This window comes from Paenibacillus sp. J22FR21, assembly GCF_056269135.1.
Window position 1 is genome coordinate 269360 of sequence record NZ_JBWDNJ010000002.1, and the last position, 17966, is coordinate 287325.

The window sequence follows — 17966 nt, forward strand, 5'->3', positions numbered from 1 at the left end:
AAAATCGCTGTAATATCACACAATTCAAACGACGATTAAGAACTTACCAAATATTTAGGTTCTATAATCAGGATAGTGGTCATTCGAAGGAGGTACGCAATCTTGACACAAAAGAGCATGCGTATAGGTGAACAGTTATGAAGCTGCTGGATTTCTACAAAGACCTGTTTGATGAAGCTACGAGTCGATTTGAACCTGTTTGGCAAGTCGACGAAGATTATACACATGGATTCAGATGGACCAAAGAAAATTACCCGATTCATGAGCAGTTTCGCATTACGGATATGGGGGATGAACCGCCGATTGTCATGTTCTCGGTTGCTTTGCCCGATATGTATGCCGAAACGAATGTGTTTGATGAAGTGTACCGCTACCCGACGCACAATGAGATGTCGATCGTCATCATGAACCAGAAGATTTGGGTCAATGCTTCGTTATGTACAAGTAAGATGGAGCATTCCGTATTGGGTTTTGTGCATCGTGCCAGAAGCGAGATTATGAATATATTTGATTGTGCCATATTGACAGTAGACGTCGCTCATATGAAAGAATCCGAGAGATACATTCCATAATCATCCCATAATAACCAGTAGGAGGTCCAGACGGTGTCGAATTATATCGTAGTAGGGTTGAATGAAGAGAAGTTTGCACTTCCGATCACAGCTATTCAAGAAATCATTAAGGATATGCCAGTTACTGAGATTCCGGCTGCGAGGGCGCATGTCAGAGGGGTCATTAACCTGCGAGGGACGATAGTGCCGGTCATCGGGCTACGATCCAAATTCCGTATGATGGAGAGTGCTCCTTCAGCTGCTTCGAGAATCGTAATCGTGCAAACACCGGATGGGGAACCGGTTGGACTTTATGTTGATCGTGTCGAACAAGTCGCTTTCTTCTCGGAAATATTGCCAACGCCTGACGGTATCGGCGGTGCCAACGCCGGCTATTTATCCGGGATTGGCAAAATCAACGATCAATTGGTCAGCATCCTCCACTTGCCGGCCATCCTAAATACAGGAGGTGGACTAGGATGAATGAATCTTTTGCACTGACTTATTTAGGCGTATTCCTGGATGAATTGGAAGAACAGCTGCAGGTGTTGGATGAGTCGATTCTGGAGCTTGAGAATGGCGGCAATTCACCTGAGACGATTCAAACGATCTTCCGTGCAGCGCATACCTTGAAAGGTTCATCCGCCGCAATGGGCTTCCACTCCATGAAAGAAGTGACGCATAAGGTTGAAAGTGTGTTCGAATTGCTGCGCCAGAATCGCCTTCTGGTCAGCAAGAGGTTAATCAACGTATTATTCCAATGCATCGATTACTTGAAGGCAAAGAAAGAAACGCTGCGCAAAGGAGACTTCAATGATGAACCGATCGAAACACTGGTCGAGCTGCTTGACGGCATTATGAACGACCAGCCTGAAACGGTTCAGGGAGCTCTCGGCAGTATTAACACGGGGAATGAAGTGAAGTCGCAGCTTTTCCAAGGGTGGAGTGAAACTGAAATCGCACTTCGTAACGAGAAACAAAATGAAGGTATACCATCATACGAGGTCAATATCACATTGGCTGAGCATGTGGACATGCCAACCGTGAAAGCGATGGTTATCCTGCGAAATCTCGGGGAACTGGGCGAAGTGCTTGGAACTACCCCGCCAATCGGCATGTGGGAGCAAGAGGATCTGCTGCGCTCGGAACCGATTTATTTCTTGCTTGCAACGCTGTCCTCTGAATCGGATATTATTCGTAAAGTTGAAGAGGCATCTCAAATCTCCGAATTCAGCGTGAAGTCGTTGATGGTAGAAGGTGCACAGGCTGCAATTCCGACGAAGATCGTGAATCAGCCGATTCTTAGTATAGAGCAAACTGCAGCATCTGGCGTATCCTCCACAGGTGATCAGTCGGCAGCCGGAGGCGTACAGTCTGATACCAAGGTGCAGATTCAACATACCGTACGCGTAGATGTCAACCGGTTGGAACATCTGCTCAATCTGGTTGGCGAGCTGATTATCGACAACACACGAATCAGGGAAGTGCGCAGACGGTTCGAGGAACGGTTTAAACAAGAGCCGGAGACTTTGTTATTAGGCGAAATTACGGATCATCTGGGCCGAGTGATCGCTGAGCTGCAAGAAGGCACGATGAAGACAAGAATGATGCCGATCGAGCAATTGTTTAATCGTTTCCCTCGTTTGGTGCGTGACGTAGCGGATCAATCCGGGAAAGAAGTATCGTTTGTCCTAGAAGGAAAAGAAACCGAGCTGGATCGTACATTAATTGAAGAAATCGGCGATCCGCTCATTCATATCATTCGCAATGCGATCGACCATGGCTTGGAAACGCCGGAAATACGAGAGAAGCTCGGCAAGAACCGCAAAGGGAATCTCTTGCTTCGTGCTGGTCATCAAGAGAATGCCATCGTAATCACGCTCGCGGACGACGGTCGCGGGATTGACTTGAATCGAATCAAGCAGAAAGCGATTCAGAAAGGGTTTATTTCCGAAGATGAAGCAGCTCGGCTGTCGGATAAAGAAATTATCAGTCTGATTTTCCACTCAGGCATGTCCACTGCGGAACAAGTGACAGAGCTGTCAGGGCGCGGCGTCGGCATGGATATCGTTCGTACCCATATTGAGAAACTGAACGGTATTATCAATATAGAGACAACACCGGGTGAAGGCACTGTATTTACGATCAAGCTGCCGCTTACCTTAGCAATCTCTCGTTCCTTGCTTGTACAGATGGGCAAACATACATTGGCAATTCCGTTAACGAACGTTGTGGAAACCTTCCGATTAACACCAAGTGATGTGCAGATCGTGAACGGTGAAGAAGTCTGCGTCGTTCGCGGTGAAATCTTGCCGCTCGTTCGTATGCATCGTCGCTTAGGCACCTCTGAGAATGATAGCAATGCCAAAGGGTATGCAGTCATGATTGGTCTGGCTGAGAAGCGGGTTTGCCTCTATGTGGATAAGCTGATTGCCAATCAAGAAATCGTCATGAAATCATTGGGTTCGTATTTAGGACAAGTCGCTTATGTTTCGGGTGCGACGATTCTCGGAGATGGACGAATCGCATTAATTCTCGACATCAATGCCGTCATTCGGGATTCCGGCGCTACGATAAGGAAGAGTGATAGCAGTGAACAGCAGGCTTCCGGCCGCAAGGTAAAACTAGTCACCTTTGATCTGGAGAAAGAGCACTATGCGCTGGATATTAACCGGGCGAAAGAGATCATCAAGGTACCTTCGATCCTTAGAATGGCTAATGCTCCTTCCGAGGTGCTCGGCTTGATGAATTTGCGCGGTGAGCTGTTACCGGTAATAGACATCAAAACTTGCCTGGGTATGTATCCAACTGAGCCTGATCAGCATTCTCGCATCATTATCTTGAACGAGGATGGACGCGATATCGGTATATTGGTTGATCGCGTGAAGGAAGTTCTGCATGTGCGTCATAACCAGATAGAATCAGCACCAAAGGATTTCGCGATGATATCGGAACAATATATTGGCGGCATTTGTAAAACCGATGACCAACTTGTTATCATCTTGAAACTCGATAGAATGCTGAGGTCGAGGGGCTGGGATCTAATCCATGCGTAAATTTTTGGGTCTGATGGAACGACCGGAGAAATACGGTGTATTGGTCGTTGATGATTCTGCCGTAATGCGGCGAATGATCACGATGTTAATTGAGAAAGACCCGAAATTATGGGTCATGGGCACAGCCGCAAACGGACAGGAGGCGCTCGACCAGCTGGTTGAGCTCCAGCCTGACCTAGTGACGATGGATATCGAAATGCCTGTACTGGATGGGCTTACAACCTTGAGTCAATTGATGATCCATTATCCGATCCCTGTCATCATGCTTAGCAGCTATACGGATGAAGGGTCCTCGCCTGCGCTTGCGGCACTTTCGAAAGGTGCCGCAGATTTTTTTCATAAAGATACGCTGTTTCAATTCCCTCACAATGAGCAGGTAGAGGAAGAGTTTCTGCTTCGCTGCCATGCGGCGATTGAGGCGAAACCGTTCTGGAAGAAACTTGAACAGGATGAATTGACGAATCGCGAATTCAAGCTGCTGCTGGAGTTTATGACGGGCTGTCTTGTCGGCGAGAATACGATTCATGAAGAGTTGAACCGTACGATGAGACTGATGAATGGAATTTATGCTTCAGTGACTAAGGTTGATGGACAATTTACGTTCATGGACTTCAAGGGCGAACTGCTGTACCGTTTTGGCAAATCCAGTCAATGCTTTGTCGGGCAGCCGATTGATCGCGTGTTCCAGCCTGAGAATGCCTTGAAACTGAATGAGCAGTTTCAGCGGGCTTGGGATGGGGAGCAATGCATCAGCTTTGAAATGGAATGGAAGAAAGCCTGTTTCCTGCTCGTGTTGCGGCCCTTGCGTGTTAATGGGGTCGTGAAGGAGCTTATCGGCGTTTGTTTCGAAGTGACGGACCAGAAGCGAATGGAAGAGAAGGTTCATTTCCTGCTTAATCATGACCAGCTTACAGGATTGCCTAACCGGAATCAGCTTTATGAAGAAATGGATCGTGTCAATACGCTGTATGACCGTTTTGCCGTGATGTATTTCAATTTCGATCACTTTAAGCTGATCAATGATTCGATTGGCCATCAGAAGAGTAATTCGCTGCTTCAGCTGTTCTCAAGACGTTTGAAGCGGATAACAGATGAGAATACGATGATCATTCGGGCGGGAACCGACGAATTTATTTGCATTATTGGTGATGCCTCCGCGGAAATAACCTATCAGAAGGCTCAGAATTTATTGGATACGATTCATACGCCTGTTATGCTTGACGGTCAAGAGATTCATATGACGGCAAGTATTGGAATCAGCCAATATCCCGGAGATCATAGAGACAAAGAGATGCTCATTCGTTATGCCCATATGGCAATGAATATTGCAAAGGCCGATGGCGGCAACCGTCTTCAATTCTATGAGCCGCGTTTCCATGAACAAATCCATCGCAAAATGGATATTGAGAACCGGCTTCGCAAAGCCATTGAACGCAAGGAGTTCTTGCTGCATTATCAACCTATCCTCAATGGCAGAGATCGCGTTATTACAGGCCTGGAATGTTTGATTCGCTGGCAAAGCCCGGAGCTCGGCCGGGTGTCACCGGCTGAATTCATCCCGATTGCGGAAGAAACCGGACTGATTCATTCAATTGGGGAATGGGTGCTGCTGGAAGCTTGCCGGCAGAATAAACGTTGGCAGGATGACGGTTTGCCTAAAATTCCGATTGCGGTCAACTTATCGACGCGGCAATTTAACGATGGCAAAATCATCGAACGAATTGAGAATATATTGAATGAGACCGGTTTGGAAGCGGAGTATTTGGTAATCGAGATTACAGAGAGCATGACTATGAATAAGTATCATGCCTTGACGCTCTTGCGAAATCTGAAGAAGCTGGGTGTTTCGATTGCGATCGACGATTTCGGAACAGGATACAGCTCCCTTAGCTATCTTAGTGAATTGCCGATCAACAAGCTGAAGATTGACCAATCCTTCGTTAAAGGGATGAACTTGCACAACGTAAATGCCTCTATCGTGAATACCATTATTACAATGGCGGAGAACTTAAATCTGCAGGTTATAGCTGAAGGGGTCGAAACGGAAGAGGAATGCAGGCTGTTGCTCCAATACGGCTGCATGACCATGCAAGGCTATTTGTTTGGTCATCCGATGGAATCCGGAGCTGTATCGGAGCTGCTGGCTACAGAACAGCTTGTATAGCTGCGGAAGATGTATAGATCGAACACGAGAATCCAGTAACAGCAAGTTACTGGATTCTTTGTTTTAAGGAGAACAATAGCGAATTCATCCGGTTACATGATCAGTTTATAGCCGACGCCCCATACAGTCTTAATAATGACGGGCTGCTTCGGGTTCTCTTCGATCTTCTTACGCAGATTCGTCACATGGAAATCAATAGACCGTTCATTGATGAAAGAATCGTATCCGCGAAGGCTATTCACGAGGGCCTCTCTGCTGAAGACTTTCCCGGGAGAGTGGAACATCAGACGCATAATTTCAAATTCGGAGAAAGTGGTTTCGATCATATCACCGTGTATGAGAATATGTCTGCTGTCCATATCCAGGTTAATGCGTTTGGAGGCATCGTTCGGCAGACGCTCATTGTCTGACTCTACCGGCTTAGGGGCGGTCCGGCGCAGCACGGTTTCGATGCGGGCTTTCAATTCCTGCAAACTGAAGGGCTTGCATATGAAATCATCGGCCCCTTCGGTCAACGAATGGATCTTCATAGAAATTTTCGTTTCGCTCGAAATGACGATGATGGGAATAGTCGTAAATTGTCTAAACAAAATACAGGGGTTAGCATCCTGGGTGTCTGGCAGAATCAGATCCAGCACAATGAGATCCGGCGGCTCAGACTGAAGGGAGGCAATTCCACTTGCGGCAGTCGACACCCGCGTCACGTTATAGCCTTCTTCCCTTAAATAAAGAGAGAGCATATCGCCGAAAATGATATCGTCTTCAACAATCAACAAATTCGTCAAACAATAACATCCCCTTGCACTTAAACATAGTCTTGTAATTTTCGGACAGGTTAAGTATCGTTGTAACTATCATTATATAATGTCGAATCGTGTCAGTCTATCTCCTTTCGCGTCGAATAAGAGGAGGGAATTACATGTATCAGGATTTATTGTTTAATTTTACCTTATTGGGACTGTGCGTATTCCTCATTACGCGCTTATATGTCAAACTAAAGTCGGGCTCCCGCTTGCGGCTCATAATCGTCATGGGTATATCTAACGGCTTGGCTGCTATTCTCTTAGGTCAGTTCGGCTATGACATCGGACATGGGATATCAGTCGATCTGAGGACAATTGCTATCTTCATAGCTGCTGAGCTTGGTGGACCGTTCGGAGCGATTATTACTTTTATCTCGATAATGGTGTACCGAGCCATGCATAATGCTATCTACTTTTACCACTTTACGAGTATCGGTTTCTTAATTCTCTTCATCTGCGCCGTTCTGAACCGATTTGTCGCAAATTATTGGGCACGATGGTGTCTGATGATCATATCCCCCCTTCTTTTAATCCTCACTTATAATTTGTTATTTGATGCAATCACGTTTGAATCTGAATTAATTCTCTGGTCTTGTTATGTCTTGTTAGGTGGTGCGCTTGTTGCCGCTTTCTTGCAATATCTACTGAGCTCAGATGCCTATCGGGCGGAGCTTCAAGGGGTCAAAACCGATTTATCCGAAATGCTGACCAACCAGCCCGGATTCTCTTTTAAATTAATACGCGGTAAAAACAGCTTCGTATTCTCCGTCATGGGGGGACAGCTGATGCCGCATATGGCAATGAAGCCATCCGATTTTCTTGGTAAATCGATAGAAGAAGTAACAGCGCTCTCTCAGGAAACAAACCGTTTCCTAGAGGAACGTTATATCGATGCCTGGAAGGGAAGGATGCAAAGTTATGAATTGAGCATAGAAGGCGGGATTTTCATGACACGTCTGTGTCCCGTCTATACCAATGGCGTTGTTACAAGTGTGATTGGCTCGGTCACTGATATTACTGAGCTGAAAGCCGCGCAAGATCGCATCAAGGAGAGTGAGGAGCGTTACAAGGTCATTGTAGAGTGCTCGCAGGATTGCATCGTAAGCTTGACCCCGCAAGGCGAGATTATTTCCATTAATGCAAAAGGCTTGAGCGTATTCGAATGCCAGGAAATGCCGCAGCTCAGCAATGTGCATGAGGTGCTCAACATCGAGGATTGGGCAGGGTGGGACGCGAAGTTTGCAAGCGCGCTCTCCAACTTGCAGGTAGAAGTGTTTGAGGCGACGATCAGAGTGAAAACAGGACAAACGATCGATTATTATGTCACGCTCTCACCGATTATTGGATCTGATCTAACGGTTGTCGGCCTTACGGCGACACTGCATGACCTATCCGCATTAAAGCGAAGACAAGAAGCCGATCAAGCTAATAAAGCAAAAAGCCAAATTATGGCCAAAGTGAGCCATGAAATCCGAACACCACTTAATGGAATCATTGGACTTTCACGATTGCTGCTCAATACGGAGTTGTCGTTCGTACAGAAGGATTACACGGACAAAATCATTTCTTCCTCGCATTTGCTGCTCGGATTGATTAACGATATATTGGATCTTTCCAAGCTCGAAGCGAACAAGATGATGCTGGAGCAAATCTCGTTCAATATGGACGACATGCTTTGTGAAATTACAAATACGCTCAGTGTGTTAATGGACAAGAAGCAAATTGAAATAATACTGGATACCCCAGCTGAGCTTCCTGACCTTGTGCTTGGTGATCCGCTTCGCATGAAGCAGACCCTGCTGAACTTGTGCAGCAATGCGATTAAGTTTACGGAGCTTGGGTATGTTCGCATTCGAGTGGAGCTTGAGAAGCAGACAGACAGTGCGTTGTCACTGCGTTTCCTTGTTGAGGATACCGGAATCGGCCTCTCGGAGGAGCAGATTAGCAGGCTGTTCGAACCGTTCTGGCAGGGCAATTATTTGAATCAGCACGGCGGAACCGGACTCGGCTTGTCGATTGCCTATCAGCTTGTCAGCTTGATGGGCGGTGAGCTGCAAGTTGAGAGTATGTGGGGAATCGGGAGCAAGTTTTCGTTCTCGCTGGAGTTTCCGATCGTGCAAAATTGTAACCCGGACAGCTGGGATCTAACCCTGATCGGCGGACCGCTTCATGTGCTTGTAGTCGAGGACCATGAAGTTGCGCAAGAGAGCTTGAGCCAGATGCTGGAGTCTTTCTCGTGCCTGGTCTCTGCAGCGAACAATTGGAGCAGTATGTTCAAGCAGCTGGAAGAGAAGAATGAGGTGCTTGGACCGGTATCCTGCATCGTTCTGGATATGGAAATTGACGATATGTACGGTCATTATTCTTGGGAAGAGCTAATACGCATTACTAGAAAACGAGGCATACATATCATTACATTATCGACAGCTTATGCGAGAGAAGAGCTGCTTTCGATGATGAAGGACGATTATCCCGATGACATGCTCATTAAGCCGATTAGCCGCAAGGAGCTGTTCCGCACTTTAAATTCGCTGCTGTATCCATCGCTCAAGCATCGATCAGAACTTAGTGATTCATTCATCGTAAAGAGCAAGTCGATCCATTTGCTGCTCGTTGAAGACAATTTCATTAATCAGCAGGTAGCGCGTGAAACACTGCTGATGCATGGATTTCAAGTCACCGTGGCAAGTTCCGGACATGAGGCGCTTGAGCTGCTGGAGACGACTAAGGTGGATCTGGTTCTGATGGATATTTTCATGCCGGAAATGGATGGCGTGGAGACAACGACGCAGATTCGCTGCAATGATGCATTCAAAACGATTCCAATCGTGGCTCTAACGGCTAATGTGCTCAAAGAAGATCATGAGATGTACATGGCGTCAGGTATGAACGAAGTGATACTTAAACCGCTTGATATTAACCAGCTGCTGACCGTCATTCAGAAATGGCTGCCGATGAAGAGTGCTCCTGCGGGAATTCCGCTGGATAAACTACGAGAGCGATTGGATGGCAACACAGCCATCATGAATCATGTGCTGAAGCTGTTTAAGAAGGAGTATGAACATTTTACAGGACATGCCTTAGTAGATTTGGAAGAAGGAAATATTACGAAAGTGAAGCGGGATGTACATACGTTAATCGGAGTTGCGCGCAATTTAATGGCGGATGAGCTTGCACAAGCTGCGGCGCACTTCGAGGAGGTGTTGATCGAAGACACAGCAAACTGCAAAAATCAATTGCTGGAGGTTCAACGCATATTACGCCAGACTTTAGATTCCATTCCTGAGGAAGTACAATGCTAAACAGTCAGTCAACAATAGGGGGTAATTTGGTATGAATATTCGTACGAAGCTGCTTGGGTCTTTTGCAATTGTTATTGTTCTGATGGTCACGCTTGGTTTACTTACTTATACGCATATGACTCACACCAAGTCGGCGTATACAGAGATGCTGCAGGATGGGGATATTCGATATCAGCTCAAATCATTGCAGAATACGATTACCGGAATGTCTAACGATGAGCGTGCCTTCCTATTGTCTAAAGATAAGCAGTTTGAAAGTCAAATCGCGGATAAGTACAAAGCAGTTGAAGCTTTGCTTGCGAAGATTCTCGCTAACCCGACTTTAGATGAAGAGAATAAAGAAGCCATTGAACAAATAAAAGTGATGTTTGAGAAATTCTATCAATCCAGTACGCAATCGTTGACGTTTATGAATGCGGGTAAGAGCAAGGAAGCGCTGGAGCTGCATTTGGGCGATGAACGGTCAGAGCGCAAAGACATTGAGACGATTAATGATGCGCTGCTAGCCAGCATCGATTCTGAGATGGCTGCTGATGTCATTGACCGCGATCAAGAGGAGAAAACTCAAAATCTATGGATGTTGAGTCTATTTGTAGCAACGCTGCTTGCCGCTATTATTCTGGGATTGCTGCTCACTCGCTCCATTACAAGACCGCTTAAAGTAATTAATAACCAGCTCCGTGAAATTGCCGATGGACGCGGCGATTTAAGCCGCGATCTTGAAATTCGCACGCAAGGAGAGCTGGCCGAACTGGCATCATCATTCAATCTCATGATTGCAAATTTAAGATCGATTCTTACCAGAGCAATGGGGACGGCCAAACAAGTGTCATTCTCCTCCGAGCAGCTTAGTGAGAGCGCGGAACAGACCACGCGAGCGACGGAGAATATCGTAGAGGCGACGCAGTTTATTGCCATTCGTGCAGAGCGGGAGCAGGAGCAGCTGGCATCTGCTATCCATGCCATTTCTCGCATGTCCGAGGGTATCGGCAGCGTATCGGCAGCCAATGAGGAAGTAGCCAAGCTTGCATCCGCCGCTTCCGAATCTTCGACGCAGGGGACCCATTCTATTAAAGAAGTGCTTCATGAAATGAAAGATATCCATGAGCATGTACAGGATGCTTCAGGAGTTATTTTATCGCTAGAAAAGCAGTCCCAAGAGATTGGCGGGATAACGAGCATGATCTCTGAAGTGGCTAACCGGACGAATCTGCTCGCGCTTAACGCATCGATAGAAGCGTCGCGTGCCGGGGAGCATGGCAGAGGATTTGCCGTTGTCGCACTGGAGATCCGCAAGCTGGCAGAGCAGTCGAAAGTGTCAGCACAGCAAATTACTGAACTGATCCAAGAGATATTGAGCCGCGTGAATCAGGCTGTTGTGAGCATGAACAATGTATCGAAGAAAGCAAGCAGCGGGCTTATCAAGACAACGCAGGTTAACCGGTTGTTCCAATCGATCGAGATAAGCATTGAAGCTGTATCTACGCGTGTTCAGAATACGTCTGAGACAACAAGCGAACTAGCGGAATCTAGCCGCAGTATTGTTCGCATGGCGGAGACCGTTGCTGCAGCCAGCAACGAGGTAGCAGCGTCCTGTCAGAACAATTCGGCAGCAACTGAGGAGCAGTTGGCTACGATGGAGGAGATTTCATCTGCTTCCTTGGAGCTGACGAAGCTGGCTGACGATCTGCATGCCGTTCTAAACGGATTTAAGCTTAGCTGATGCCCGGCAGAATGGAATAAACGACTGAAAGAGAGCTCTCGTAGAGAGCTCTCTTTCAGTGTAAGATAGAGGCAGAATGGTGACGAAACTGCACGAATGGAGTCGATAAAGCGCGATGAAGCTACAACCTTATACGAGCGGCTTGGAGCATTGGAGCGACGAGCTTCATAAGCTCGACCTCATGATAGCATTCAAGCTGCAATGCAAGATAGAGCTGGAGGGCGATGAGAACCCGCTGGATCCGATGCGAGGGCTGCTCATTACGGATGATGAAGTGCAGCGTTTGCTCCGGACTAATGGCAATGGTGAAGCGGGGATTATTGGGGAGCTGCCGTCGTCACTTGCAGGAATGCAAGACGAAATTACTGTGCTTAGCGAGGTTATAGCTGAACGGCTCCGCTTAGCCGAAGAAACGGCTGATGGCTGGCAGCCTGCTTTAGCGCTGCTTGTGAGGCGCTTTAACCTCAATCGATTCGAGCAAGCAGTTGTCGTTATGGCCCTTGCGCCGGAGTATAGCCGCAAATACGAGAAGCTGTACGGGTATTTGCAGGATGATGTGACAAATAAGCTGCCGACAGTTGATTTGGCACTTCGGCTGTTATGCGACAGTGAATCGGAGCGTTATTCCGCAAGGTCATCCTTCCAAGCGGATCAGCGGCTGCAGCGCTGGCTGCTCATGGCCGATGAGGGCGATGGAATATCAACGCTTGCGCGGCCGCTGCGGCTGGATGGACGTATCGTTTCATTCTTGCTTGAGGCCGAGTCGTGTGATGGCCGGCTTGAGGGGTGGGTCAATCGTTTTGAAGGTGATGTTGACCGCGAAATAGATGGTGGTGGTGAAGTCGCAGAGCTTCAACCGCTTCTTATCGGCGCATCCAAGCAAGGTGAGATGCGCCGCTTTGCGGAGCTGCATCTTGAGGCAGGCAAACCGGCCGTACTGCATTTGTATGGTGCCGGCGGATCAGGGAAGCAATTGCATGCCAAGCATTTGGCTGCCGCATTGAATCGTCCGTTGCTGCTGCTGCAAGGGGATAGCCTGGAAGCCGAGCGCCTCAAGCCGTCCATGGTTCTGCATCAATTGTTTCGTGAGGCGAAGCTGACAGATGCCATTGTCGGCATTGCCGGAGGCGATCACTTCATGGCTCCGGATGGCAAGCTGGCGATGTATCGTACTGTTATCGAGCAATGGATCCGCCGAAGCGGCGGACTGTTGCTGTGGCTTTCGCGGGAACGTGCTCATTACAGCGAATTGCCTGTGCCGAAACAGTCCGTTATCTACCAGGTGGAGCTGACGCCGCCAACGATTGAAGAGCAGCGAATGCTGTGGCGGATCTGGGGAGAGGAAAGCGCTGCAGCATCCGAATCAGCGGAAGCGATGGCGGATAAATTCAGACTCACTCCCGGGCAAATTAATCGTGCTATTCATGAGGCGAAGCGGCTTGCCGAGCATGAAGGTGCGGATTATACGGAAGAGGTGCATTTCGAGCGGGGGGCAGCTGTGCAGTTGAACCATGAACTAGAGAAGAAAGCGAAGAAGCTGAATCCGCGTTATACGTTCGAGGATCTGATCCTCCCGCATGAGCATCTCGATTTGTTGCGACAGGCTTGCAATATGATGAAGTACCGGCGCGATGTATATGGAACATGGGGATTTGACCGGAAGCTGTCCTATGGCAAAGGACTCAGTATGATGTTCGCCGGACCGCCCGGAACAGGTAAGACAATGGCAGCTGAGGTTGCAGCCAATGAACTGCGACTTGAGGCATACAAAATCGATCTCTCTCAAGTGATTAGCAAATATATCGGGGAGACCGAGAAGAACCTGCATGAAATTTTCAAGGAGGCCCAGCGAACGAATGCCATCCTATTCTTCGATGAGTCTGACGCCCTGTTTGGCAAACGATCTGAGGTAAAAGACGCACATGACAAATATGCCAACGTGGAAACCGCCTACCTGCTTCAGAAGATGGAAGAATACGAGGGTGTCTCCATACTGGCAACTAATTTCCAGCAAAACATAGATGATGCTTTCCTTAGAAGAATCAACATAGTCGTTAAGTTTCCGTTTCCGGACGCCGAGCATCGTGAGAAGCTGTGGCGTACGATGTTCCCAGCAGCGACGCCGCTTGCGAGCGATATTGATTTCGCTGCCCTGGCTGCCAGAATCGAGGTCGCAGGCGGAAATATCAAGAATATTGTGCTTACGGCAGCCTTCATGGCGGCGGCTGCAGGTCGCCCCGTCGGCATGCGAGAACTGGTCGCTTCCGCACGACAAGAACTGAAAAAAACAGGGAAAATACTTGTAAACAGTGAGTGGGACAGCTTTTTTTAATAATTGGCAGCAATCTAGCAAATTTCCGTGGTCATCCGACATTTTAAGCGATATAATAGGAAAATAGTTTGGTATATTTTGATGAACTTTGTTGAATATTGACGAATTACATATTGCCTGATTTGGCGGCTACGGAGGGATAGTTATCGGGACTTATTCCGCGATCGCAGATGCCGGTGCGTCACTGCTTAAGCTGCTGCGAGAGAATATGACACCGGAACCTGTAGCACAATCCGAACTGATCGGAATGGCATCGCCTGCAGATAAAGGCGATCTTGTTCTATCGCTCTATCTCTATCGAATTACGGAGAACAGCGAGGCTAGGCGCAACGAAATGCAAGCTCGGGGAAGCGGTATGCTGCAATTTCCTCCTATGGCAGTAGATTTGCACTATATCTTGACTCCTTATTCCAGCGCAGATTTGCAGTCTAGGACGCTTGACGAACATGTCATAATCGGACGTGCCATGCAGGTGCTGCATGATAATGCAATCGTTCGCGGGGGCTACTTGCAAGGGTCGCTGGCAGAAAGCAATGAGGAATTAAGGGTTGTCGTGGAATCGCTTCCCGTAGATATTCTGACAGGGCTTTGGAACTTCGGCGATATGCCTTATAAGATGTCACTGCCGATTCGGGTAGGACCGGTGAACGTGGACTCCACCAGATTGAAATCGACTACACGTGTCGTGGAGCGTCATATCAAGCTCGAAGAGAAAGGGTAAGGAGGGCGTTTCTTTGGGAATACACAAGACGCGCTGCTCTGTAGTGCTTCTGCTGCGGGATGCTTATACAGGTTTGAAGCCTGTTCCTTCTTCTGTTTCGCTTCAAGTGGAAGGCGCTCATTTGACCAAACCGATTGTGAAGATGGGAGAAGGGCTTTGGGTATTTACCGATTTGGTGCGGGATCCGGCAATCATCACGATTAACTCGACGATCTATAGCAAGCAGGTGCTCACGATTAATCTGGCAGAGCTTAATCCGCTTGATCCGATCGTTACGGTCTCTCTGCTTCCCGGACGTTCATATCCACTGCCTCCTGATGCCACTGTATTGACAGGGCGATTGCATAGTGCAGCAGGGAAGTCCCTTGTAGGCATTGCGGTGCGGGCCGCTCTCTGTGACGAGCGCGGCGCGAAGGCCAGACTTACTGCTGATGCATTACCCGGTTCAACCGAAATTGAAACGGCTCCGATACTCGGAAAGGTATCCGAAGGCGATCGTTATGAGATACGCAGCAGAGATGGGCAAGTAATAGAAGAATGTGAAATTGGAGGCTTCGGTGCGGATCGACGTAAAGTTAAGTTATCCAATCCGCTTCAATCCGCCGTCCCCAGAGGAAGCTTGCTGCTGCCGATAATAACCGCAATTTGTGATGCTTCAGGTGAGTTCCGTATCGTGTTTCGTCCTCCGATGGCTAGTTCGACGCTTAAGGTTGAGGTTAGCGTCAACAGTCAACGGCTCAAACATGAGAGCGTACATAACCTTCAAGCAGGACGAAATCCAATTCTAGATCCATTAATTCTTACATAGAGCAACATCTGACCTGTGTGTAGGTTCATTGATGCCGTCCAGTGCCTTAGGTGCGGGGTATCAGTTTATCTTAAATAAAGTAAAGTAAGCGGGAGGGGCATATGGCAGAATATTTGTCGCCTGGAGTGTATGTCGAAGAGTTTGAGAGTGGTGCTCAGCCGCTTGAAGGGGCAAGCACAAGCACGGCCGGATTTATTGGTCTTGCGCAACGCGGTGCCGTGGAAGGCTTGCCGCAGCTCGTAACAAGTATCGCTGAATTCCAGCGGGTGTTCGGCTCTTACTTGTCCGAGAATGCTTTCGGATCGTATCGTTTTCTAGCTTACGCAGTGGATCAGTTCTTTACGAACGGGGGCTCACGTTGTTATGTCATGCGCGTAGCACCTTCGGATGCTAAGCCAGCCAGCAACACTACACCGGAATCGGCAGTTCTTGCGCTTACGGCTAAGAACCCGGGTGCGTGGGGCAATCAGATTCGCGTCGGAATCGTTCCGTCAAGCAAAGCAAAGACACAAATTTATGAAGTGCTCGGTACGCCGGGCGAGTCGAAGCGTTACCGCGTCAAGAACAATGCTGGCTTTAACCCCGGCGATGTTGTTGCATTCGATGACGGCACAGGCAAGCAATACAATCGCATCCTCTCCTCACAAGACAACCTAATCGAGCTTGAGTCACCGCTTTCCGGAGAAGCAGATGTTGTAGACAACCAGCTGCTTCCGACTAAAGTGCTTACGACAAGCGAGTTTACGATTCATATTTTCTCCGGCGACGAAATCGAGACCTTCGAGAAGCTGTCGCTGAACGTATCCGCAGCAAACCATGTAGTCAAAATTCTGGCCCGTTCCGGTATCGTAACGGCGCAAGATTTGAGCCAAGGTACTGCAGGAGAAGCGATAGCGCCTTTCACTGTCATCAGCGGATTGCCTGAAGAAGCGGGCAAATACGACGTAATCTTCGGCGGTGGCAGCGACGGCTCCCTTGCTAATCTTAGCGCAGGCGACTTTATGGGTGAAGACCGTGGTCCTGGTAAGAGAACGGGTATTCAGGCATTCATCGATAACGACGTTGTCAGCATTATGGCTGTACCAGGTGTAACAGATCCTAACGTACAATTGGCACTCGTTGCCCATTGTGAGAATCTTGGCAGCCGCTTTGCCATTCTTGATATCCCGCGTGAGAAAACAAAAGTAGCGGACGTTATGACGCACCGGAATATCTTCGATTCCAGCTATTGTGCGATGTACAATCCTTGGCTGCAGGTGTTTGATCCGCTGGACAAACGCAATATATTCATTCCGCCATCCGGTACGGTTGCGGGGATTTACTCCCGTTCCGATCAGACGCGCGGCGTCCAGAAAGCTCCGGCCAACGAAGTGCTTCGCGGCGTAGTGGGCTTGGAAGTGCAATACAACAAAGGGGAGCAGGACATTCTGAACCCGGCTGGCGTTAACTTGATCCGTCATTTCACAGGTCAAGGCACGCGCGTATGGGGTGCACGCACCTGTTCGTCCAATGGCTTATGGAAATATGTCAACGTACGCCGCTTGTTTATTTTCTTGGAGGAATCCATCAAGAACGGCACGAACTGGGTCGTCTTTGAACCGAACAATGATCAGCTGTGGGCACGTGTACAACGGACAATTGACGCCTTCTTGACACGCGTTTGGCGTGACGGCGCTTTGCTTGGGAACAGTGCATCGGAAGCGTTCTACATTAACATTGGCCGCGAAACGATGACGCAGGATGATATCGACAACGGCCGACTTGTTTGCGTAATCGGTGTCGCACCTGTGAAACCGGCAGAGTTCGTTATATTCCGCATCACTCAGAAAACCGGCTCCGAATAGACGATTGGTTTGCGTGTACGATCCAAAGATCGGACATGCAGCATTCGTCAGTTGACGATTGGTTTGCGTGTACGATCCAAAGATTGGACATGCAGCATTCGTCAGTTATAGCAGTACGGCACTTTGAGTGAGAGCAGTTCAGATCATTTTGATGGAAGGGGATAACCATGCCAGGCGAACGCAATGATCCATACCGCAATTTTAGATTCCGAATTGAAATTGAAGGCATTCAACAAGCCGGCTTCAGCGAAGTATCCGGATTTGAAGCGTCACTTGACGTAATCGAATACCGTGAAGGCAATGAAGTCATCACTCCGCGCAAACTTCCGGGCCTAGCGAAATACGGCAATATTTCTCTTAAATGGGGCTCGACAGATTCCATGGATCTGTACGATTGGATGCAGGAGTGCATCGAAGGAACGATTGAGCGCAAAACCGTAACGATTATCGCCATCGATGAAGAAGGCGGCGACGTTGCTACTTGGCAGGTTATTGAAGCATGGCCGGTGAAATACTCCGCTCCAAGCTTTAACGGTACTGGCGCTGAAGTAGCGATTGAATTCGTGGAATTGGCGCATGAAGGCATGACACGCACAGCATAACAGCAACGCTAATACAGAAGCTTTTTGACGAGAACAAGGGATGGATGCGGGCGTATATAA

Annotated in this window: 12 protein-coding genes; 11 read left to right on the forward strand and 1 reads right to left on the reverse strand. The window is 48.3% G+C overall.

The features are described from left to right. Positions 1 to 137 precede the first annotated feature (137 nt). The 4 genes from AC0YNS_RS07080 to AC0YNS_RS07095 are packed head-to-tail and all read left to right on the forward strand — an operon-like array spanning position 138 to position 5771. Positions 138 to 572, forward strand: a complete 435-nt coding sequence (locus tag AC0YNS_RS07080) for a hypothetical protein (RefSeq protein ID WP_475780323.1) — start codon at positions 138 to 140, stop codon at positions 570 to 572. Between the two features lie 33 nt (positions 573 to 605). Next, positions 606 to 1034 (forward strand): chemotaxis protein CheW, encoded by a 429-nt coding sequence (locus AC0YNS_RS07085; RefSeq protein ID WP_091215065.1) that lies wholly within the window; start codon positions 606 to 608, stop codon positions 1032 to 1034. Next, entirely contained in the window at positions 1031 to 3607 is a 2577-nt protein-coding gene (locus tag AC0YNS_RS07090) for a chemotaxis protein CheW (RefSeq protein ID WP_475780324.1), read from the forward strand. Before AC0YNS_RS07085 ends, AC0YNS_RS07090 begins: the two co-directional genes overlap by 4 nt. After that, positions 3600 to 5771 carry an EAL domain-containing protein gene (locus AC0YNS_RS07095; RefSeq protein WP_475780325.1) on the forward strand — a complete coding sequence of 724 codons (2172 nt, stop codon included), beginning with the start codon at positions 3600 to 3602 and terminating at the stop codon, positions 5769 to 5771. The genes AC0YNS_RS07090 and AC0YNS_RS07095 overlap by 8 nt, the downstream gene beginning before the upstream one ends. Before the next feature lie 92 nt (positions 5772 to 5863). Here AC0YNS_RS07095 and AC0YNS_RS07100 read toward each other — a convergent pair whose 3' ends face one another. Next, the gene (locus tag AC0YNS_RS07100) at positions 5864 to 6556 is read right to left on the reverse strand and encodes a response regulator transcription factor (RefSeq protein ID WP_475780326.1); all 693 of its coding nucleotides are present in this window, start codon (positions 6554 to 6556) and stop codon (positions 5864 to 5866) included. A 134-nt stretch (positions 6557 to 6690) separates the two neighbouring features. Here AC0YNS_RS07100 and AC0YNS_RS07105 point away from each other — a divergent pair, with 134 nt between their 5' ends. The 7 genes from AC0YNS_RS07105 (at position 6691) to AC0YNS_RS07135 (ending at position 17906) form a co-directional block, all read left to right on the forward strand. Beyond that, the gene (locus tag AC0YNS_RS07105; protein ID WP_475780327.1) at positions 6691 to 9876 is read left to right on the forward strand and encodes a response regulator; all 3186 of its coding nucleotides are present in this window, start codon (positions 6691 to 6693) and stop codon (positions 9874 to 9876) included. A 31-nt stretch (positions 9877 to 9907) separates the two neighbouring features. Continuing rightward, the gene (locus AC0YNS_RS07110; RefSeq protein WP_475780328.1) at positions 9908 to 11599 is read left to right on the forward strand and encodes a methyl-accepting chemotaxis protein; all 1692 of its coding nucleotides are present in this window, start codon (positions 9908 to 9910) and stop codon (positions 11597 to 11599) included. 115 nt (positions 11600 to 11714) lie between these two features. Next, a complete protein-coding gene (locus AC0YNS_RS07115; protein WP_475780329.1) occupies positions 11715 to 13931 on the forward strand; it encodes an AAA family ATPase in 2217 nt (738 codons plus the stop codon). Between the two features lie 184 nt (positions 13932 to 14115). Next, positions 14116 to 14652: a Pvc16 family protein gene (locus AC0YNS_RS07120; protein WP_475780996.1), complete on the forward strand. Its 537-nt coding sequence runs from the start codon at positions 14116 to 14118 to the stop codon at positions 14650 to 14652. A gap of 13 nt (positions 14653 to 14665) precedes the next feature. Continuing rightward, complete coding sequence (locus tag AC0YNS_RS07125) at positions 14666 to 15460, forward strand: hypothetical protein (RefSeq protein WP_475780330.1); 795 nt, start codon at positions 14666 to 14668, stop codon at positions 15458 to 15460. A gap of 101 nt (positions 15461 to 15561) precedes the next feature. Next, positions 15562 to 17304: a phage tail sheath family protein gene (locus AC0YNS_RS07130; protein ID WP_475780331.1), complete on the forward strand. Its 1743-nt coding sequence runs from the start codon at positions 15562 to 15564 to the stop codon at positions 17302 to 17304. A gap of 167 nt (positions 17305 to 17471) precedes the next feature. Then, a complete protein-coding gene (locus tag AC0YNS_RS07135) occupies positions 17472 to 17906 on the forward strand; it encodes a phage tail protein (RefSeq protein WP_090977937.1) in 435 nt (144 codons plus the stop codon). Positions 17907 to 17966: the final 60 nt, after the last annotated feature.

Bases quoted from the DNA above. Each gene is read 5' to 3' on its own strand.
- AC0YNS_RS07080 (WP_475780323.1), top strand. From the start codon at position 138: ATGAAGCTGCTGGATTTCTACAAAGACCTGTTTGATGAAGCTACGAGT.
- AC0YNS_RS07090 (WP_475780324.1), top strand. From the start codon at position 1,031: ATGAATGAATCTTTTGCACTGACTTATTTAGGCGTATTCCTGGATGAA.
- AC0YNS_RS07095 (WP_475780325.1), top strand. From the start codon at position 3,600: ATGCGTAAATTTTTGGGTCTGATGGAACGACCGGAGAAATACGGTGTA.
- AC0YNS_RS07105 (WP_475780327.1), top strand. From the start codon at position 6,691: ATGTATCAGGATTTATTGTTTAATTTTACCTTATTGGGACTGTGCGTA.
- AC0YNS_RS07110 (WP_475780328.1), top strand. From the start codon at position 9,908: ATGAATATTCGTACGAAGCTGCTTGGGTCTTTTGCAATTGTTATTGTT.
- AC0YNS_RS07115 (WP_475780329.1), top strand. From the start codon at position 11,715: ATGAAGCTACAACCTTATACGAGCGGCTTGGAGCATTGGAGCGACGAG.
- AC0YNS_RS07130 (WP_475780331.1), top strand. From the start codon at position 15,562: ATGGCAGAATATTTGTCGCCTGGAGTGTATGTCGAAGAGTTTGAGAGT.
- AC0YNS_RS07135 (WP_090977937.1), top strand. From the start codon at position 17,472: ATGCCAGGCGAACGCAATGATCCATACCGCAATTTTAGATTCCGAATT.